Raw genomic sequence first — 19,399 nt, forward strand, 5'->3', positions numbered from 1 at the left:
CGCTAGTATTGCGTTGCCGCAGTTACTGCGGCACGATGGGGAGATGACACCACCCGGCACGACACACTCCGACCCCGCCGGAGATCCGATCGACGGCCAGACTCCGCCGGCGCGCGCCGACGCGGTCCTCACCTCGATCCACGCCTCGATCCACGCCGCGGCAGCGGCCCTGGCACAGGCAGACGCGACGCCGCCGAGCGCCGCCCTGCCCCTGTTGCGCGCCGCGCAGGAGCACGTCACGACGGCCATCGACGAGGCCATGGCCGCGGTCCTCGTGACCGAGGGCGGCACGATCCGCACCGCCGGGGCCCTGGCCGGCCTCTCGGAGAACGCCGTCGGCCCGCGCCTTGCCCGCACGAAGCTGCTCGCGGCATACGGCTCGGAGGCCGGACGGGTCACCGCCGCGGGCGTGGAGCGCGCCCGCTACGACCTCGAGGAGGGGCGGCACCGCGACGCCGCCGACCTCGCCGAGCAGCCCAGGCCGCTGCGCTTCCGCGCACGGCGCACCACCTGACGAAGGGCATGACATGACGAACGCGAACCTCACCCACCTCTACTTCCTGCTGGACCGCAGCGGGTCGATGCAGTCGATCAAGGACGACACCGAAGGCGGCTTCAACGCCTTCATCGAGGAGCAGCGCAAGCAGCCCGGGGACTGTCGGGTCACGCTCGCCCAGTTCGACGACCAGTACGAAGAGGTCTATCGCGACCTCCCGCTGGCCGCTGTGCCGCCCCTGCAGCTGCAGCCGCGCGGCAGCACAGCCCTGCTCGACTCCATCGGGCGGCTCGTCGGCGAGGCCGGCTCGCGGCTCGCCGCCCTGCCCGAGGAGCAGCGCCCCGGGATCGTCGTCGTGGGCATCATGACCGACGGCCACGAGAACGCCTCCCGCGAGCTCACGCATCCCCAGGTCAAGCAGATGATCGAGCGGCAGTCCAAGGACTACAGCTGGCAGTTCCTCTACCTGGGCGCCGACCAGGACGCCATCGAGGTCGGCTCGAGCATCGGTGTCTCGGCTGCGCACTCCATGACGTACGGCCGCGGGCGGGTGGCGGCGGCGATGGCCGCCACGTCACGCAACATCGGGCGCACCCGATCCGCCGTCGCGGCGGGGGCTTCCTTGCAGGAAGCGGCGATCCACATGGCGTTCGACGACGAACAGCGCGCCGCTGCTGCTGAGTGAGACCCCCTCCGGGGGTACGTTGTCGCCATGAGCAACGACTCGGGCGACTCGGGCGACACGCCCGGACCGACCGCCCCTGACGAGGCGCAGGGGCGGTCGACGCAGCAGTTCACGGTGCCGTTGCCGCCCACGACGGCGACGCAGCCGGTCCCCCAGCAGGAACTGACGCGAGCGCTGCCCCTCACGCCTGCGAACCCGTATGCCGCCCAGCCGGGGCCGTATGCCGCCCAGCCGGATTCGCCCGAGCAGGTCGACCCGCTCCTGGAGAAGGTCGGCATCGCGCTGTTCTGGGTCACCGTCGGCTGGTGGGTCTTCTTCCTCGTGCGGGTGCTCGGCTACTTCGTGCGCTTCGGCGGCGACGCGACCATCATCATCCGCACGATCGACCGCGGCGCGGAGGAGACGGTCATCGCCGCGGTGCTGTCCGTGCTCGCGGCGGTCCTGTTGCTCTTCGGCCGAGGCAGCAAGGGCCGCACGCCTCTCGGGTATGCGGCCGGCGTCCTCGCAGTGGTGACCGTCGCGGTGGCGGTCTGGCGCATCGTGCCGTGATCGAGGCATCCGAGGCCCTCGCGATCGCCGACGCGTACGACCTCCCCCGCCCTGCCCGTCTTGAGGGACCAGTCGCACGCGGCCAGCTCGGACGGGTGTGGCGGCTGCGCACGCGGGTCCGCGACTACGCCGTCAAGGAGTGGTACGCCCAGCCTGACCTCGACGAGGTGGGCGGCGACCTCGATCTGGTCGAGTCCGCCCGTGCCGCAGGGGTTTTCACTCCCGCCATCGTTCGGACCCCGGGCGGAGACGTCGCCACGCTCGTCGACGGCTCTGCTGTCAGGGTGTTCGAGTGGGTCGACCTGCGACCCCGCAGCCGCCTGCTCGACCCCGCAGAGGTGGGGCGGACGGTCGCACGGCTCCACATCGCGTCCCGGCCCTCGGAGGAGTCGGTCGACAACTGGTTCGCCACCGGCTTCGGTGAGCGGAGCTGGCGAGACCTGCACGCCCGACTCGTGGTCGAGCAGGCGCCCTTCGCGGACGAGCTGGGTGCCCTCCTTGACGAGCTCATCGCGGTCGAGGCGGTCATCGAGCCGCACGGGCCGCGCATCCTCTGCCACCGGGACCTCTGGGCCGACAACGTGCTCGCGTCCGCAGACGGGCGGGTCTGCGTCATCGACTTCGAGAACCTCGGACCAGCCGACCCGAGCATGGAGCTGGCGATGGTGCTGTTCGAGTTCGGCGCGGACGACCCGGCGCGAGCGCGACGGATCCACACGGCATACCGGCAGGAGGGGGGTCCTGGGCGCGTGACGCGCCGCGCTCACTTCTCGATGGTCGTCGCAGAGCAGGCGCACATCGGCCAGCTCGCGTGCTCGCGGTGGGTGGGTGCGTCCGACCAGGGTGAGCGGGACCGGCTCGCGGCGTGGTTCCGCGAGATCCCGGCCGACCCCGTGACGCTCGCACGGATCGACCGGATCCTCGCCGCAGTCACCTGACCTGTGGCCTTCCTGAGGGAACACGCCGAGACACACCGGGCAATCGCCAACATCGACGGTTATTTCCGCCGATGTTCGCAGTTGTTCGGTGTGTTGCGTGCTCAGGCGGGCCAGGCGGGGGAGAGCCGGACCACATCGCCGACGACGATCACCGCCGGCGACTCGACACCGACGTCGGCCGCCAGCGCCGCGATGGTGTCTACCGTGCCGACAGTGGTGCGCTGGGTGGGCAGGAACCCGCGCTCGACGATGGCGACCGGGCAGTCGCCCGAGCGGCCATGTGCGACAAGCAGATCCATCGTGCGCGAGAGCTGCGTGACACCCATCAGCAGGACCAACGTGTGGTCGGCCCCGGTCGGCATCACCGGGATGTCCTCGTGGCCGGTCACGACCGAGAAGCCACGAGCTACCCCGCGGTGCGTCACCGGGATGCCGGCGGCCGCCGGAACGGCGACCGCGCTGGTCACGCCGGGAACGACCTCGACGGGTATGCCGTGTGCCTCGCATGCGCGCCGCTCCTCACCTCCGCGCCCGAGCACGTAGGGGTCGCCGCCCTTGAGCCGCACCACGCCCAGCCCGCGCCGGGCCTCCTCGACGAGGATGTCGTTGATCCGGGACTGAGGCACCGGATGGTTGCCGGGGGTCTTGCCGACGTCGATGACGCGGACCGAGGCCGGCAACCGGTCCACGACAGCGCGCGGGGCGAGCCGGTCCACGACGACGACGTCCGCCGAGGCCAGCAGCTCGTGCCCGCGGGCCGTGAGGAGGCCATCCGCACCTGGCCCGCCGCCGACCAGTGCGACCCAGCCAAGGCCGTCGCGCGCCCGGGTGCGACGAAGGTCGAGCGCGCCGGAGGCGATCACCTGCTCGACGCCGTCGCGGACGGTCACGGCCAGACCGGGGTCGCCCGCGGCATACGCGGCCACGGTGACCCGGCCGTCCCGGGTGGTCACGTCGGCGCGGGCGGCGATGCTCGCAGAGGTGGCGGCGGCATCGGTCGCGTCGACGCACCAGACCCGCAGCGCGGCGGCGTCCTGCGCGACCCGCCGGTCCACGCCCGGCTCGCCGGTCGCGGTGTGGACCAGCCACGCGCCGGCGAGGTCCGCAGGGCCGGCGTAGTCCCGACCGACCCACTCCGCGTGGCCCTCCGTGACGAGATCGCGCAGGTCCTCGCAGACCCACGGCGACACGACCCGCACCACAGCGCCCTCGTCGACGAACGCCCGCACGCGCCGTGCGGACACCGGCCCACCGCCGACCGCCACGACAAGCTTGCCGTCGAGGTCGAGCACGATGGGCAGGGCCGACTTCATGAGCTCAGATGTCCCATTCCTCGTCGCCCTTCGGCGACGACGGCGCGGGCTCGGCGGTGGGCAGCGTGGCACCGACCATCCCCGCCGCGAGGGTGCGCCCGTCGTGGGCGTCGATGAGCAGGAACGCTCCGCCACGACGGGAGGTCGAGTAGTTCTCCACGGGGATGGGCGACGCCAGGCGCAGCGTCACCCGGCCGATGTCGTTGAGCGACAGGGCTTCGGTCGGCACGGCGTGCAGGTCATCGAGGTCGAGGGCGCCGTCGAGGGCCCGCACGGCGGTCTGCACCGTGCGCGAACCGTGCTTGAGCAGGAGCCGCTGGCCGGGCCGCAGCGGGGCGTCGCCGAGCCAGCAGACGACCGCCTCGATGTCCTGCTTCGGAGCCGGTGCGGCGTCCGCCGCGGCGATGACGTCACCGCGCGAGATGTCGATCTCGTCGGCCAGGCGCAGCGTCACCGACTGCGGGGCGAACGCCTCCTGGAGGGGGCGCTGGCCGAGGTCGATCCCGGCGACGGTCGTGCGGCGACCCGACGGGAGCGCCACCACCTCGTCCCCCACACGGACGACGCCCGAGGCCACCTGGCCGGCATACCCGCGGTAGTCGCGCTGCCCGGGGTCGATGGCCGCTGCCTGCGGGCGGATGACGAGCTGGACGGGCAGGCGGAACGACTCGTGGCTCGGGTCGTCGGAGGGCGGCAGCGCCTCGAGGAGCTCGAGCAGGCTGGGCCCGGTGTACCACGGCGTGCGGGCCGAGCGCTCGACGATGTTGTCGCCGTCGAGCGCACTGACCGGGATCGCGATGGCGTCCTCGACGCCGAGCTCCCGGGCCACGGCCTGGACCTGCGCGTGGACCCGGTCGAAGACCTCTTCCGAGAAGTCGACGAGGTCGATCTTGTTGACGGCGACGACGACGTGCGGCACGCGCAGCAGTGCGGTCACCGCGAGGTGCCGGCGAGTCTGCTCCAGCACCCCCTTGCGAGCGTCGACGAGGAGGACGACGACGTCGGCCGTCGACGACCCGGTCACGGTGTTTCGGGTGTACTGCACATGGCCCGGGCAGTCCGCGAGGACGAAAGACCTTGTCGCAGTGGCGAAGTAGCGGTAGGCGACATCGATGGTGATGCCCTGCTCACGCTCGGCCCGTAGGCCGTCGGTCAGCAGCGCCAGGTCGGCGGCGGTCAGGCCGCGGTCGCGCGAGACGCGCTCGACCGCGGCGAGCTGGTCGGACAGCACCGACTTCGTGTCGTGCAGGAGGCGCCCGACGAGAGTGGACTTGCCGTCGTCGACCGAGCCGGCGGTCGCGAGGCGCAGCAGGTTGGTCATCTCGGAGTGTCCTTGTCGTCTTGGGGCCCCCGCGAAGTATCGGAGCGAGGGACGAGCGGAGAACTTCGTGGGGAGTTCAGAAGTAGCCCTCCTTCTTGCGGTCCTCCATGGCGGCCTCGCTGATCCGGTCGTCGGCGCGGGTCGCGCCGCGCTCGGTCAGGGTCGAGGCGGCCACCTCGGCGACGATCTCGGTGTTCGTGACGGCCGCAGACTCGACGGCACCGGTGCACGACATGTCACCGACGGTCCGGTAGCGCACCAGCCTGGTCTCGACGGTCTCGCCGTCGCGGGGCTGGCTGTACGGCCCGACAGCGAGCCACATGCCGTCGCGACGGAAGACGTCCCGCTCGTGGGCGTAGTAGAGCGACGCGAGCGGGATGTCCTCACGCTCGATGTAGCGCCACACGTCCACCTCGGTCCAGTTGCTGATCGGGAAGACGCGCACGTGCTCGCCCGGACGGTGCCTCGGGTTGAACAGGTTCCACAGCTCGGGCCGCTGGTTCTTGGGGTCCCACTGGCCGAACTCGTCTCGGAGGGAGACGATCCGCTCCTTGGCGCGGGCCTTCTCCTCGTCGCGGCGGCCGCCGCCGAAGACCCCGTCGAAGCGGTGCTCGGCGATGGCGTCGAGCAGCGGCTGGGTCTGCAGCGGGTTGCGGGTGCCATCGGCCCGCTCACGGAGCCGCCCGTCGTCGATGTAGTCCTGCACGCGAGCGACCTCGAGCCGCAGGCCCAGACGCGCGACCGTCTCGTCGCGGTAGGCGAGGACCTCGGGGAAGTTGTGCCCGGTGTCGACGTGCAGCACGGGGAACGGGATCGGCGCGGGCCAGAACGCCTTCGCGGCGAGGTGCAGCATGACGACCGAGTCCTTGCCGCCGGAGAAGAGCAGCACCGGCCGCTCGAGCTCGGCGGCGATCTCGCGGATCACGAGGATCGACTCCGCCTCCAGGGCGTCGAGGTGGCTGAGTCTGCGGTCGGGCGCCTCGGGCGCGAGGGCGGCCGGCGGGGTGATGGTCGTGGTCATGTGTGGAGTCCGCACTCGGTCTTGGTGAATCCGGCCCAACGGCCGGCACGGGGGTCCTCGCCGGGCTCGACCCGGCGGGTGCACGGCTCGCAGCCGATGGAGAGGAAGCCGTCCGAGAGGAGCGAGTTGACCTCGACCTGGTTGTCGACGGCATACGCCTGGAGCTCGTCGAAGGTCCACGCGGCGAGCGGGTTGATCTTGACGAGGCCGTTCTTCTCGTCCCACGTGACCAGCGGCGTGTTGGCGCGTGTCGCCGCCTCCTCGCGCCGCACGCCGGTCACCCAGGCTTCGTATGCCGGCAGCGTCCTCGCGAGGGGCTCGACCTTGCGCATCTGGCAGCAGAGTGCCGGGTCCCGCTCGTAGAGGCGCGGGCCGTACTTCTCGTCCTGCTCGGCGACGGTGAGCTCGGGCAAGACGTCGACCAGGTTGATCGGAAGGTCCTCGGCGACGATGTCGCGAGTGACGAGGGTGTCCGAGAAGTGGTATCCGGTGTCCAGGAACAGGACGTCGACTCCTGGCGCGAAGCGAGAGACGACGTGCGGGAGGACGGCGTCGGCCATCGAGCAGGCGACGGCGAGCGACCCCTCGAAGTGGAACGCGGCCCACGCGGCGACCTCGTCGGCCGTCGGCTCGTGCTCCGGGTCGGCGCCGAGCGTCGCGTTGAAGTCGTCGACGAGCGCTTTCAGCTCGTCGTTGCTCCGTCGCCTGCGGGGCACTGTGGGCGTGGCGAGGGACACGGTCGTCATACGAGTGCTCCTTCCTCTGCTCGGGCGGTCCACTGGGAGAAGGTCTCTCCGGCCTCGCGCTCGTCGAGGAACCGGCGGACCACGCGCTCGACGTAGTCGGGCAGGTCGTCGGCGGTCACCTTGAGGCCGCGCACGGTGCGGCCGAGGCCGGCCTCGTCGCGGTCCGCCGAGGCGAGACCGCCGCCGAGGTGGACCTGGAACCCGGGCACCTGCTGTGGCCCGGAGCCGTCGGGTCCGTCGACGGTGATGATCTGGCCCTTGAGACCGATGTCGGCGACCTGGATGCGCGCGCACGAGTTGGGGCAGCCGTTGACGTTGAGCGTGATCGGCGTGTCGAGCCGGTCGGTGATGTCGGCGAGGCGGCGCTCGAGCTCGGTGACGGTGCGCGCCGCGGTGGCCTTCGTCTCGACGATCGCGAGCTTGCAGAACTCGATGCCGGTGCACGCCATGGTGTTGCGGCGGAACGGACTCGGCGCCGTGGCGAGACCCAGTGCCTCGAGCCGGCTCACTGCACCACGGACTCGCCGCCCGGGGACGTCGAGGACGACGACCTTCTGGTGCGGGGTGAAGCGGAGCCGGTCCGAGCCGACCGACTCGAGCAGGTCGGCGAGGCCGGCGAGGACATCGCCGCTGATGCGACCGGCGACCGGTGAGGCGCCGATGTAGCGGGTGCCGTCCTTCTGCAGGTGCACGCCGACGTGGTCGCCGGGGCCCGTCGCGGGGGCCGGTGGGACGCCATCGGGCAGCGGGTGCCCGAGGTACTCGTCCTCGAGGACGTGGCGGAACTTCTCCGGCCCCCACTCGGCGAGGAGGAACTTGAGGCGCGCCTTGTTGCGGAGCCGCCGGTAGCCGTAGTCACGGAAGATCTGGATGACGCCGTGCCACACGTCGGCGGCCTGGTCGGGCCGGACGAACACCCCGACCCGTTCGGCAAGGCGGGGGGCGGTGGACAGACCGCCGCCGACCCAGAGGTCGTAGCCGACGCCGAGGTCGGGGTGGACGACGCCGACCAGCGAGACGTCGTTGATCTCGTGGACGACGTCGAGGCTGGGGTGGCCGGTGACGGCGGTCTTGAACTTGCGGGGGAGGTTCGCCAGCGACGGGTCCCCGATGAAACGGCTCCGGATCTCGTCGATCACCGGCGTCGGGTCGACGATCTCGTCGGCCGCGATGCCGGCGAGGGGGCTGCCGAGGATCACGCGCGGCGTGTCTCCGCAGGCCTCGGTCGTCTGCAGCCCGACGGCCTCGAGGCGGCGCCAGATCTCGGGGACGTCCTCGACGCGGATCCAGTGGTACTGGATGTTCTGCCGGTCGCTGATGTCGGCGGTGCCGCGGGCGAACTCGGTGGAGATCTCGGCGAGGGTGCGCAGCTGGGCGAGGTTGACGGCGCCGCCGTCGAGCCGGACCCGGAGCATGAAGTAGCGGTCGGAGAGCTCGGTGTCGTCGAGCTGGGCGGTGCGGCCTCCGTCGATGCCGGGCTTGCGCTGGGTGTAGAGCCCCCACCAGCGGAAACGTCCGCTGAGGTCCTGTGGTGGGATCGAGTCGAAGCCCTGCTGTGCGTAGATGGTCTCGATGCGCTCGCGGACGCCGAGGCCGCCCTCCTCCTGCTTCCACGTCTCGTTCGCGTTGAGCGGTGTGGTGCCGTCGACCTTCCACTGGCCGTTCGAGCGGTCGGCGCGCGGCGGCCTGGGTGCCGGCCGCGCGCCCGGAGTCCCGGGAGTCCGGGGGGTCCCGGGAGTCCCAGACGGCGCGGAGGTCTCGGTGACGGTCATGTAATCGAATGTATAACCGTCGCTTATCCACGATCATGCCGGGTCCGCCATCCGGCCCTTTCCCACTGATCTGGTGGGAGAACTGCGCGGCTCAGGACCAGGCCAGCCGCACCTCGTCCCCTGGTCTGAGCTGTGCGGCTCGGTCGATGGCCTTCGATGTCAGCACCGCGACGACCGGGTAGCCACCGGTCACCGGGTGGTCGGCGAGGAACACGACGGGCTCGCCGCCCGACGGCACCTGGATGGCCCCGGGCACGAGTCCCTCGCTCGGTAGCTCCTGCCCGTCCAGATCCCGTCGTCGCGCGACCTGCATGCCCTGAAGGCGGATTCCGACGCGGCTGCTTCGGGGGGACACCGTCCAGGTCGTCCTCGTCAAGGCCGTGAGGTCGCACCAGTCGGCACGCGGTCCGAGCGTCATCCCCAGCACGACGGCTGTCCCTTGGTCCGACTGAGGCAGGGGCGCCAGGTCCGTGACCGGGAACCGCTGCGGCGGCTCGCCGATCGGCAGCACGTCACCCACCGCGACTGCCGGCGGGCCGAGCCCGGAGAGCGTGTCGCTCGATCGCGAGCCCAGCACGGGCGGCACGGCGAGGCCACCTCGCGCGGCGATGTAGGTCCGCAGCCCTGATGTGGCGCGGTCGAGCCTGAGCACCTGACCGTCCCGCAGGGCGAACGGAGCGGCGTGCGGCACCGGCCGACCGTCCACGGATGCTGGGCAGGGCGCGCCGGTGATCGCGAGGAGGAGGTCTCCGCGCGCCCGGGCGACGAGGCCGCCGAGCACCACCTCGAGGGACGCCGGCGCCGCCGCGTCGGGGCCGAGCAGGTGACCTACCAGGCGAAGTCCCAGCAGGTATGCCGCCTGGTCGGCCGCCCCGGATCGCGGCACTCCCGCGTCGGCGAGACCACGCCGCCCCAGGTCCTCGACGAGCACGAGGGGCCCGGTTGCGAGCACCTCGAGCGCGACGCTGGGGACAGGGGGTGCAGGCCGTTCGTCGGGCGACGAGGGTGTCGGGTCGACGGAGGGCACCCTCCGGACGCTGATCGCCCGGAAGCGCACCGTCGTGCCCGGCTCGAGGAGGGCGGGCGGGGTCCGCTCGGCGTCCCAGAGCACCAGGTCGGTCGACCCGAGGATCTGCCAGCCGCCCGGCGATTCCTGGGGATAGATGCCGCTGAACTCGCCTGCGAGAGCGACGGACCCGGCTGGCACGCGCTCACGCGGTTCGTCACGGCGCGGGACCCGCAAACGCGTGTCGCCACCCACGAGATAGGCGAAGCCAGGCGCGAACCCGCCGAAGCCCACCTTCCACTCGGCGCCCGTGTGCGCATCGACGACCTCCTCTCGCGACAGTCCGGTCAGCCGGGCGACCTCGTCGAGGTCAGGTCCGTCGTAGACGACCGGAACCTCGACCTGTCGCGCAGACGAGGCGGCCGGAAGTGTGGAAGCGGTCGCACCTGCGATCCCCAGCGCTGCCTCAGTCACGGGGGCCAGGCGGGCAGGGTCTGACACCCTGACGAGCACGGTGCGGGCGCCGACGACCAGCTCGTCCACCGCCTTCAGTGCGCTCTCGCTCCCAGACCGGATCGCGGACCGGAGCGCGGCTCGCAGGGCCAGCGCGGCGGCGGTGTCGTCGACCTCGACGAGCGCTGCCGTTTCGCCCATCGGATGCAGGCGCGCCTCCATCGGCCTCCTCAAAGCACGAACGGGCGGACGGTGACGCCGTCGGCCTCGAGCGCGGACCGCACCGCTCGGGCCATTCGGACGGCTCCGGGCGTGTCGCCGTGGATGCACACGGACTCGGCCTGGACCGCGACATCTCGCCCGTCGACAGCGGTGACGACCCGGTCCCGGACCAGGCGCACGACGCGCGCGGCGACCTCGTCGACGTCACGCAGGACGGCACCAGGCTCGGTGCGCGGGACGAGGTGGCCGTCACTGGTGTAGGCGCGGTCTGCGAAGGCCTCGGACACAGTCCGAAGGCCGGCCGCCGCCGCGAGCTCGAGCACGGCGCTGCCGGGAAGTCCCATGACCGGGAGCGACCGGTCGACGGCCACGACCGCCTCGACGACGGCCCGGGCCTGGCCCTCGTGCGTCACGATCGCGTTGTAGAGGGCTCCGTGCGGCTTGACGTAGGCCACCCGGGCGCCGGCGACCCGGGCCATCGCCGCGAGCGCCCCGATCTGGTAGATCACGTCGGCGGCGAGCTCGTCAGGAGGCACGTCGACGAACCGCCGTCCGAAGCCGGCGAGGTCGTGGTAGCCCACCTGTGCGCCGACCACGACACCACGCTCGGCGGCATACCGGCATGTCGAGCGCAGGGTCAGCGGGTCGCCCGCGTGGAAGCCACACGCGACGTTCGCGCTGGTGACGACACCCAGCATCGCGTCGTCGTCACCGAGGGTCCACGCCCCGAACGACTCCCCGACGTCGGCGTTGAGGTCGATGCGCATGGCACGATCCTGCCGCACGGACCGGAGGTGGAGCCCGGGAGCGGCTATCCCCGTTGATCGTGAGGGGCCGGGCCGCCGTGACCCCGTTCCAGGAGAAGTTCGCCCGGGCGGGCCACGCCCACGCTGGGGTGCTGCTCGTCCTCGCTCTGCTGTGTCAGCTGTTCGTCGACCACGCCTCCCTGACCGGCTTGTGGGAGTGGCTCGCCCGCGCGGGCGTCGCCGTGGCGGCGCTGCTCATGCCGGGCGGCTTCTTCTTCTCGTCGATGGGCGCCGGTCGCGACCGGCCGAACCGCCTCATCGTCATGGTCTTCGCCGGTGCCGCGCTGCTCGCGGTCAGCCTCGCGACGCTGGGGGTAGGCCTCATCGTGGCGTGACGCGGGCGACGCGCCCGGCCGACTAGCGAAACCGGTCGTAGAAGTCGGGCAGGCTGCGACGGTAGCCGGCCATGAGGTCACGGGCGACGGTGACGCTGTCGACGAGCGGGTGGAGCGCAAGGGCTTGCACCGCAAGGGATTCCGAGCCCTCGCGGACAGCCTCGAGGACGAGCTCGTCGACCGCCTTGACCTGCTGGGCGAGGCCCAGCTGGTGTCCGGCCAGCGGCGTGACCGGCAGCGGCGCCGGGCCGCCCGCCGACACCTTGCAGGGCACCTCGACGACGGCGTCGGCCGGCAGCCCCGGGAGTGTGCCGCCGTTGCGGACGTTGAGGATGAGCCGCGAGGGCTCGTCGCGGGCGATCGCCGCCATCAGCGACAGCGCCACCCCTTCGTAGCCGCCACCCTCGACGTCGGCCTCGGAGCGCTCCTGGCCCTCCGCGTCGCGGGTCTCCTGCATGTACGTCGCGTTGCGCTCGCGCCGCACCGCGTCCCAGCGCTCCCACGCGCTCGCCGGTGAGTCCGCCACAGCCGCATAGAAGCTCGCCTGCTGGGCGACGAGGTACTCGCCTCGCGTCCGGGGCGCCGCGGTGATCTGCGCGACGGCCTCACGGGTGAAGTAGTAGTAGAAGAGGTACTCGTTGGGGATGCACCGGATCGACCGGAGCCAGTCGACGCCGAACAGCGCCCCTTCCTCCAGGGTGGCGAGAGCGGGCGTGTCGTCGAGCAGCGTGGGCAGCAGGTCGACGCCGTCGCGCCGGAGGCCGGCGAGCCAGCCCAGGTGGTTGAGGCCCGCGTAGTCGATGTCGAGGTCGTCGAGCGACTCGCCGAGCGCGCCCGCGGCCCGCTTCGCGAGACCGAGCGGCGAGTCACAGATGCCGACGACGCGGTCCCCGAGAGTCGCCTGCATCGCCTGGGTGACCATGCCCGCGGGGTTGGTGAAGTTGATGACCCACGCGCCGGGGGCCCACCGGGCGACCCGCTCGGCGACATCCACAGCGACCGGGACGGTCCGCAGTCCGTAGCCGACGCCCCCCGCGCCCGTCGTCTCCTGCCCGAGGAGGCCGAGGTCCAGCGCCAGCCGCTCGTCCACCGTGCGGCCGGGCAGGCCGCCGACCCTGATCGCGGAGAAGACGAAGTCCGCACCGTCGAGCGCCCGCTCGAGGTCCGTGGTCGTCACCACGCTGGGAGGAGGGTATGCCGTGGGGTCGGCGCCGGCATACCGCGTGGCCTGGGCGTCGAGCACCCTGGCGATCACCGCCAGCCGGGACGCGTCGGTGTCGTGGAGGACGACCTGCGCGACGCGCGGCTGCGCGTGGTCGCCCAGGAGGGCGCCGTAGACGAGCGGCACGCGGAACCCACCACCACCGAGGACGACGAGCTTCATGGATGCACCACGTCCTGGACGCTACCAAGCGGGCGCTACCGGCCCCGGCCCGACAACACCGATGCGGAAAGTATGGGACCAGCGTCGGTCGCGTGGGGGACCATGGAGCCGTGCCCAGCAACCACACGTTCGACCCGCTCGCGGCTCGGCGCTCCGCCGCCGACCCCGACCTCGACGTGTTCGTCTGGGGCACCGTCTTCCTCGACATGATCTTCGCCGGGCTGCCGTCCGCGCCCCAGCCGGGCACCGAGGTCTGGGCCGAGGGCCTCGCGTCCTGCCCCGGCGGCATCGCCAACCTCGCCGTGGCGGCGCGCCGGCTCGGTCTGCGCACCTCGCTCGCCGCGGCCTTCAGCGACGACGACTACGGCGACTTCTGCTGGCGCACGCTCGAGGAGCAGGAGGGGATCGAGCTCTCGCGCAGCCGCCGGTTCGCCGACTGGCACAGCCCGGTCACCGTGTCGATGTCCGTCGAGCGCGACCGCAGCATGGTCTCCCACGGCCATCCGTCGCCGCTTCCAGCGAGCGAGCTCATCGGCACCCCACCGCGCTCGCGGGCCGTCATGGTCGACCTGGCCGAGGACGAGGCGTTCGGGTCCGCGGCCACGAGCGGCCCGACCTGGGTCGACGAGGCCCGGGCCAACGGCGCTCTGGTCTTCGCCGACGTCGGCTGGGACCCCAAGGAGCAGTGGTCGCCCCACGTGCTCGAGCGCCTCGACCGGTGTGACGTGTTCATGCCCAACGCCGTCGAGGCGATGGCCTACACCGGCACCCGGTCGCCGGTCGAGGCGATCTACGCTCTCGCCGACCGCGTGCCCGTCGCCATCGTGACCGACGGCGCTGACGGCGCGCTCGGGATCGACCAGCGCACGGGCGAGGAGGTCCGCGTGCCGTCGCTGCGCGTCCACGAGGTCGACCCGACGGGCGCGGGCGACGTGTTCGGCGCAGCCCTGCTCGTCGGCACCCTCGCCGAGTGGCCCTTGGAGCAACGGTTGGCGTTCGCCAGCCTGTGCGCCGGGCTCGCGATGCAGCAGTACGGCGGGTCGCTCGCCGCGCCGGGGTGGGGTGACCTCGCCGACTGGTGGACGGCGCTGTCTGCCGACACGTGCGAGGACGCCTATCACCGCTCGCTGCGTCGCCGCTACGCCTTCCTCGGCGAGATCGTGCCCACCGTGCCGGTCATGGCCTGCCGGCGCGCGACGGCGACGATCGCCCGCCGCGCCGACGTCGAGCCGTTCTGAGCCGAGGTCCTCAGTCCCGCGTCGGCGGGGTCTCACGTGCAACCAGTCGGGCAACCCGCCCACGACTGGTGCCCGACTGCCTGCGCTCGGCGCGCCACTGTGCACGCTTGCGGCTCAGCTCGGCGCGACGGATCCGGTCCTGCGCCGTCGCCAGGTACATCTCGGGATACGTGTAGTTCAGGTCGTACATGGTCTCGTCCTCTCTCGTGGTTCGTCCGTGAGAGACGACGGAGCGGACGTGCCGATCTCGACAGCAGCGCTCAGACCATATGCACGTCGACGCCCGCGTCGCGCAGCGCGTCGACCTCGGCCTGGGCCGCGCCCGCGGTGGTGACGAGATGGTCGATGCGCGTGGCGGGGCAGATCGAGGCGAACGTCCGCACCCCGAGCTTGTCGCCGGTGGCCACACAGATGACCTGCTTGGAGCGCTCGATCATCGTCCGGATGATCGCCGCCTCCTCCTCGTGCCGGCAGGTGGCGCCCTCGCGGGCGGTCAACCCGTTGACGCCGACGATGGCGACGTCGAGCCAGAGCTGCTGCAGCACGAGTGTGGCCAGCGGCCCGGTCACCTCGTAGGACTCGGGTCGGGCCACGCCGCCGAGCGACACGCACTGCACGTGCGGGCGCAGCACCGCCTCGGTGGCGATGTTGAGCGCATTGGTGACGATCGTGACCTCGCCGCCGTCGGCCAGGTCTTCCCGTCCCGTGATCGCGCGGGCCGTCGCCGTCGTCGTCGTGCCGCCGTTGAGCCCGATCACCTGGCCCACCTCGACGAGGGCTGCTGCGGCGTCGGCGACGCGCGACAGGTCGTCGTCGGTGCGGCTGCTCCGGTAGCGGTACGGCAGCTCGTACGCGACCGAGGTCGCGACGACGCCGCCATGGTTGCGCGCCACGAGCTGCCGACGCGCGAGCTCGGAGAAGTCGCGCCGGATCGTCGCCTCGCTCACCCCGAGCAGCTCGGCCGCCTCGCCGACGCCGAGGCGGCCGGACGTGGCCAGGCGGTCCAGCATGACGGACCAGCGACTGGCCCGGTTTCGCGCAAGGTCGCTGTCGTCCGTCACGCGCCGACCATACCGCGCAGATTCAGCATTAGACATGACCATCTATGCGCGTTTAGGCTGTGATTCGCGCAGACACAAGCAAGGAAGTTGCCGCCCGCCCCCACGTCCCGGAGCCGCCTCATGTCGCAGACCACCCACCTTGCCAGCGAGATCGCCACGCAGCCCGACGACTGGGCGCGCACCATCGGGCGCCTCGACGAGCTCGCGGGAGTGCTCCCGCAGCCCGGTGAGAGGGTGGCGACGATCGGCTGCGGCACCTCATGGTTCATGGGCCAGGCGTATGCCGCGCGCCGCGAGTCCCTGGGGCAGGGCGCCACCGATGCGTTCGCCGCGTCCGAGCACCGGCTGGCCCGCGGATATGACCGGGTCGTGGTCATCAGCCGGTCCGGCACGACCACCGAGGTGGTCGCCGTCATCGACGAGCTGCGCGCCTCGGGCGTGCCGCACGTCTCGATCGTCGCGACCCCGGGAACCCCGGTGGCGCAAGAGTCCTGGTCGACCATCCTGCTCGACGACGTCGACGAGAAGTCGGTCGTGCAGACGCGGTTCGCCACGACGACGCTCGCCCTGCTGCGCGCGTCGCTCGGCGAGGACCTCAGGCCCGTCGTCGAGCAGGCGCGCGCGGTGCTCGCGGAGGACCCGACGTCAGCGCTCGACACGCTGCTCTCCGTCGAGCAGGTGACCTTCCTCGGGCGTGACTGGAGCAACGGCATCGCCAACGAGGCGGCCCTCAAGCTCCGCGAGTCCTCCCAGTTCTGGGCCGAGGCGTATCCCGCCATGGAGTATCGCCACGGCCCCATCAGCATCGCCGCGCCCGGGCGGGCGGTGTGGGCCTTCGGCGAGGTGCCGGAGGGCCTGGCCGACGAGGTCCGCTCGACCGGCGCCCACTTCGAGCACCGCGACGTCGACCCGCTGGCCGACCTCGTGCGGCTGCACCGGCTGTGCCTCGCGCGGGCCGAGGCCGCGGGTCTGGACCCGGACGCTCCGCGCAACCTGACCCGCAGCATCGTCCTCACCTGAGACGCCGGGGCCACTCGACCGCCCAACCCCCTCGAGTGGCCCCCCAGCCACACCCGCGGGCTGAGACGCCGCGGCCACTCGACCGCCCAACCCCCTCGAGTGGCCCCCCAGCCACACCCGCGGGCTGAGACGCCGGGGCCACTCGACCGCCCAACCCACCTCGAGTGGCCCCCCAGCCACACCCGCGGGCTGAGACGCCGCGGCCACTCGACCGCCCAACCCCCCTCGAGTGGCCCCCCAGCCACACCCGCGGGCTGAGACGCCGCGGCCACTCGACCGCCCAACCCCCCTCGAGTGGCCCCCCAGCCACATTGGGATCCTTCTCGGCCCAGCGTGGGGTCAGGGCCTGGCCAGCAGGGCAAGGAGCCGGGCGGCCTCGTCGGCGACCGCGTCGCGGGCCGCTCCGAGGTACTTCCGGGTGTCGACCGTCGGTGACTCGTCGAGCCGCGTCAGCATCGCCCTGGTGAAGACCTGGTTGAGGTGCGTGGCGATGTTCACCTTCGTCATCCCGGCTCGCACCGCGGCCACGAGGCCGTCGTCGGGCACCCCGGACGAGCCGTGCAGGACGAGTGGCACCGGGACCGAGTCCCTCAGTGCAGCAATGAGATCCGTGTCGAGCGACGCCGTGCGATCGGTCATGGCATGGGAGCTGCCGACGGCGACAGCCAGTGCGTCCACCCCGGTCTCGTCGACGAACCGCGCGGCGTCGGCCGGGTCTGTGCGCGCGCCGGGTGCGTGCACACCGTCCTTGCCGCCCACCTCGCCGAGCTCCGCCTCGACGCTCACTCCCTCGGCGTGACACCGCTCGACGACCCGCCGGGTCTGCGCGCGGTTGGCGTCGTCAGGCAAGGTGGAGCCGTCGTACATGACGGACGTGAGGCCAAGGCGCACGGCCTCCTCCACCAGGTCGACGTCCTCGGCGTGGTCGAGGTGGACGACGACCGGCTGTGCGCAGGCGCGCGCGACGGCGAGCGTGGCCGCGGCGACCGGGGCCAGCGAGCCGTGGTAGCGCACGCAGTTCTCGGAGATCTGCATGACGACGGGCAGCCCGGCCCGCTCGGCAGCAGCGGCATACGCCTCGGCATGCTCGAGCTGGATGACGTTGAAGGCGGCCAGGCCGCGACCGGCCGTCCGCGCGTCAGCGAGCACGCTCGCGAGGTTGACGAGGGTCATCGGACGCGCTCCTCGATCTCGACCGCCGGCAGGAGTCGCTCCACGTCGGCAGGGTCGATGACCCCCGCGACCCGCTGGAGCACCGCCGCTGCCGACCACGCGACTCCTCGACGAAGCACGCCGGCCCAGGCGTCGCGTCCCTCGGGCAGGCCGCCGAGCGCGTCGACATCAGCGGCGAGGGACGCCGTGAGGGCGTCCCCAGCCCCGGTTGCGTTGCCGCGCAACGGTTCCCGCAGCCAGGCGCGCAGCTCGATCCCATCGTGGACGAGCTGTATGCCGTCTGCCCCGTCGGTGACGATGGCTGCCTCTGCGCCCCCGTCGACGAGCGCGACGGCAAGCTGCGCCGGTGTCGAGGACGGGCCGCCCTCAGCGCCCACGGCAGACTGCGCCTCCGCCCGGTTCGGCTTCACGAGAGTCGGGTGGGCCGCGAGGGCCCGGGCGAGAGCCGGTCCGCCGACGTCGAGGACGACGCGCAACCCGGCGCGAGCGGCCTCGCGGGTGAGGGACTGGACCAGATCGTCGGGCGCGCCGGACGGCAGACTGCCGGAGATGGTCAGCACGGAGGCCCGGTCGGCGAGCGCGGCCAGGGCGCCGGACACGTGGGCCCACACGGCCGGGGGCTGGTCGGGCCCGGCCTCGTTGAAGAGCGTCGCCGTGCCGTCGTCGGCGACGACCGCCACGGATCGCCTGGTGCGGCAAGGTGACTCGACGAGCCGCAGGCTGACGCCTCGATCGGTCAGGTCGGTGGCGAAGGCTGCGAGCTCGTCCGCGCCGACCGGCGCCACGGCGATGACGTGTGCGCCCATCGTGGTCAGCACGGAGGCGACGTTGAGCCCCTTTCCGCCGGCGCGCTCGCGCACGTCGTCGACGCGGTGGGACTCTCCGAGCGTCACGGTCGGGACGGCATAGGTGATGTCGACCGCGGGGTTCGGCGTGAGCGTGACGATCATCGGCCGACGAGGTCGAGCGCGATCGTCGCGGCGCCGAGCGACCCGGCCCGGTCGCCCAGGGCGGCCGCCTCGACGGCGACGTCCTCGCGGCCGCCCAACCGCATCGTCAGGGCAGCCCGCAGCGGGTCGAGCAGCGTGTCACCCGCGTGCACCAGACCGCCGCCGATGAGGACGAGCTCCGTGCCGGCAGCGGCGACCACGGGCGCGATCATGATCGCGAGCGCTTCGATGGCCTCCCGCCAGACGCGTCCGGCGATCTCCTCCCCGGCGTCTGCGCGGCGAGCGACCTCCTGTGCGTCGCCGACGAGGCCCGTGGCTTCGGACCAGCGACGGCCGATGGCTCCAGCGCTCGACAGTGCCTCGAGGCAGCCCCGCTGGCCGCAGCCGCACTGGGGACCGTCGGGAACCACGATGATGTGGCCGATCTCGCCGGTCCAGAGTCCGCCGGTCACGAGCCGGCCGCGGCACAGGATCGCGCTGGCCAGGCCGGTGCCGAGCGGCACGAACAGGACGTTGTCGGCGGCGCGGGCGGCGCCGAGGCGGTGCTCGGCCAGCAGGCCCGAACGGACGTCATGGCCGATCGCGACGGGAACGTCGACGCGGGCGGCCACGCTGCCGCGCAGGTCGAGGTCGCGCCAGCCGAGGTTGGCCGACCAGACGCCGATGCCGGCGGCTTCGTCGACCAGGCCCGGCACGGCCACGCCCATCGCGAGCAGGTCCACGGCCTCACCCGAGGCTGCGACGAGCTCCACCGCGACCTTGGCCGCCATCTCGCCGAGCTGGCTGCCGACATCCTCGGGCGTCGGGGTGACAGTCTCGGCGAGCACGGCCCCACCAGGGGTCACCAGGGCAGCCTTGACCCGGGTGCCGCCGACATCGATCCCGACCACTGCCTCACGCATCACGATGC

20 protein-coding genes are annotated in these 19,399 nt (G+C 72.3%); 7 read left to right on the top strand and 13 right to left on the bottom strand.

The annotated features are described in order from the left end of the window. The first annotated feature begins 43 nt into the window (after positions 1-43). Genes ACWEOW_RS06320 through ACWEOW_RS06335 form a run of 4 tightly spaced genes read left to right on the top strand, consistent with a single transcriptional unit; the run spans position 44 to position 2,668 of the window. Complete coding sequence (locus ACWEOW_RS06320; protein WP_452268320.1) at positions 44-514, top strand: hypothetical protein; 471 nt, start codon at positions 44-46, stop codon at positions 512-514. Between the two features lie 13 nt (positions 515-527). After that, positions 528-1,181, top strand: a complete 654-nt coding sequence (locus tag ACWEOW_RS06325) for a vWA domain-containing protein (protein ID WP_452268321.1) — start codon at positions 528-530, stop codon at positions 1,179-1,181. A gap of 27 nt (positions 1,182-1,208) precedes the next feature. After that, positions 1,209-1,730 (top strand): hypothetical protein, encoded by a 522-nt coding sequence (locus ACWEOW_RS06330; protein ID WP_452268322.1) that lies wholly within the window; start codon positions 1,209-1,211, stop codon positions 1,728-1,730. Continuing rightward, positions 1,727-2,668 (top strand): phosphotransferase enzyme family protein, encoded by a 942-nt coding sequence (locus ACWEOW_RS06335; RefSeq protein ID WP_452268323.1) that lies wholly within the window; start codon positions 1,727-1,729, stop codon positions 2,666-2,668. The genes ACWEOW_RS06330 and ACWEOW_RS06335 overlap by 4 nt, the downstream gene beginning before the upstream one ends. A gap of 101 nt (positions 2,669-2,769) precedes the next feature. On the opposite strand, the gene cobA is transcribed toward ACWEOW_RS06335, so the two are convergent. From cobA to ACWEOW_RS06370, 7 genes are all read right to left on the bottom strand, one after another. Further along, entirely contained in the window at positions 2,770-3,981 is a 1,212-nt protein-coding gene (gene cobA, locus ACWEOW_RS06340) for a uroporphyrinogen-III C-methyltransferase (RefSeq protein WP_452268324.1), read from the bottom strand. 4 nt (positions 3,982-3,985) lie between these two features. Continuing rightward, complete coding sequence (locus ACWEOW_RS06345) at positions 3,986-5,302, bottom strand: sulfate adenylyltransferase subunit 1 (protein ID WP_452268325.1); 1,317 nt, start codon at positions 5,300-5,302, stop codon at positions 3,986-3,988. Between the two features lie 76 nt (positions 5,303-5,378). Next, positions 5,379-6,323 (bottom strand): sulfate adenylyltransferase subunit CysD, encoded by a 945-nt coding sequence (gene cysD / locus ACWEOW_RS06350; protein ID WP_452268326.1) that lies wholly within the window; start codon positions 6,321-6,323, stop codon positions 5,379-5,381. Beyond that, positions 6,320-7,069 (bottom strand): phosphoadenylyl-sulfate reductase, encoded by a 750-nt coding sequence (locus tag ACWEOW_RS06355; RefSeq protein WP_452268327.1) that lies wholly within the window; start codon positions 7,067-7,069, stop codon positions 6,320-6,322. The genes cysD and ACWEOW_RS06355 overlap by 4 nt, the downstream gene beginning before the upstream one ends. Next, positions 7,066-8,841, bottom strand: a complete 1,776-nt coding sequence (locus tag ACWEOW_RS06360; RefSeq protein WP_452268328.1) for a nitrite/sulfite reductase — start codon at positions 8,839-8,841, stop codon at positions 7,066-7,068. The genes ACWEOW_RS06355 and ACWEOW_RS06360 overlap by 4 nt, the downstream gene beginning before the upstream one ends. A 91-nt stretch (positions 8,842-8,932) precedes the next feature. Next, a complete protein-coding gene (locus ACWEOW_RS06365) occupies positions 8,933-10,522 on the bottom strand; it encodes a 5-oxoprolinase subunit B/C family protein (RefSeq protein ID WP_452268329.1) in 1,590 nt (529 codons plus the stop codon). An 8-nt stretch (positions 10,523-10,530) separates the two neighbouring features. Further along, positions 10,531-11,289: a LamB/YcsF family protein gene (locus ACWEOW_RS06370; RefSeq protein WP_452268330.1), complete on the bottom strand. Its 759-nt coding sequence runs from the start codon at positions 11,287-11,289 to the stop codon at positions 10,531-10,533. A gap of 77 nt (positions 11,290-11,366) precedes the next feature. On the opposite strand from ACWEOW_RS06370, the gene ACWEOW_RS06375 reads away from it, so the two are divergent. Then, positions 11,367-11,663, top strand: coding sequence for a hypothetical protein (locus ACWEOW_RS06375; RefSeq protein ID WP_452268331.1), 297 nt, complete (start codon positions 11,367-11,369; stop codon positions 11,661-11,663). Between the two features lie 22 nt (positions 11,664-11,685). Here ACWEOW_RS06375 and ACWEOW_RS06380 read toward each other — a convergent pair whose 3' ends face one another. Further along, the gene (locus ACWEOW_RS06380; RefSeq protein WP_452268332.1) at positions 11,686-13,047 is read right to left on the bottom strand and encodes a 6-phospho-beta-glucosidase; all 1,362 of its coding nucleotides are present in this window, start codon (positions 13,045-13,047) and stop codon (positions 11,686-11,688) included. A gap of 110 nt (positions 13,048-13,157) precedes the next feature. Here ACWEOW_RS06380 and ACWEOW_RS06385 point away from each other — a divergent pair, with 110 nt between their 5' ends. Then, complete coding sequence (locus tag ACWEOW_RS06385; RefSeq protein WP_452268333.1) at positions 13,158-14,285, top strand: carbohydrate kinase family protein; 1,128 nt, start codon at positions 13,158-13,160, stop codon at positions 14,283-14,285. Between the two features lie 10 nt (positions 14,286-14,295). On the opposite strand, the gene ACWEOW_RS06390 is transcribed toward ACWEOW_RS06385, so the two are convergent. Both ACWEOW_RS06390 and ACWEOW_RS06395 read right to left on the bottom strand, forming a co-directional pair. Then, entirely contained in the window at positions 14,296-14,475 is a 180-nt protein-coding gene (locus tag ACWEOW_RS06390) for a hypothetical protein (RefSeq protein WP_452268334.1), read from the bottom strand. A gap of 70 nt (positions 14,476-14,545) precedes the next feature. Continuing rightward, on the bottom strand, positions 14,546-15,346 hold the full coding sequence (locus ACWEOW_RS06395) for a DeoR/GlpR family DNA-binding transcription regulator (RefSeq protein WP_452268335.1): 801 nt from the start codon (positions 15,344-15,346) through the stop codon (positions 14,546-14,548). A gap of 120 nt (positions 15,347-15,466) precedes the next feature. Here ACWEOW_RS06395 and ACWEOW_RS06400 point away from each other — a divergent pair, with 120 nt between their 5' ends. Beyond that, positions 15,467-16,366, top strand: coding sequence for an SIS domain-containing protein (locus ACWEOW_RS06400; protein ID WP_452268336.1), 900 nt, complete (start codon positions 15,467-15,469; stop codon positions 16,364-16,366). A gap of 339 nt (positions 16,367-16,705) precedes the next feature. Here the strand turns inward: ACWEOW_RS06400 and ACWEOW_RS06405 are convergent, their stop codons facing one another. The 3 genes from ACWEOW_RS06405 to ACWEOW_RS06415 are packed head-to-tail and all read right to left on the bottom strand — an operon-like array spanning position 16,706 to position 19,391. Then, the gene (locus tag ACWEOW_RS06405) at positions 16,706-17,539 is read right to left on the bottom strand and encodes a class II fructose-bisphosphate aldolase (RefSeq protein ID WP_452268337.1); all 834 of its coding nucleotides are present in this window, start codon (positions 17,537-17,539) and stop codon (positions 16,706-16,708) included. Then, positions 17,536-18,489, bottom strand: coding sequence for a 1-phosphofructokinase family hexose kinase (locus tag ACWEOW_RS06410; RefSeq protein WP_452268338.1), 954 nt, complete (start codon positions 18,487-18,489; stop codon positions 17,536-17,538). Before ACWEOW_RS06410 ends, ACWEOW_RS06405 begins: the two co-directional genes overlap by 4 nt. Continuing rightward, a complete protein-coding gene (locus ACWEOW_RS06415; RefSeq protein WP_452268432.1) occupies positions 18,486-19,391 on the bottom strand; it encodes an ROK family protein in 906 nt (301 codons plus the stop codon). The genes ACWEOW_RS06410 and ACWEOW_RS06415 overlap by 4 nt, the downstream gene beginning before the upstream one ends. Positions 19,392-19,399: the final 8 nt, after the last annotated feature.

Source organism: Monashia sp. NPDC004114 (assembly GCF_053603855.1).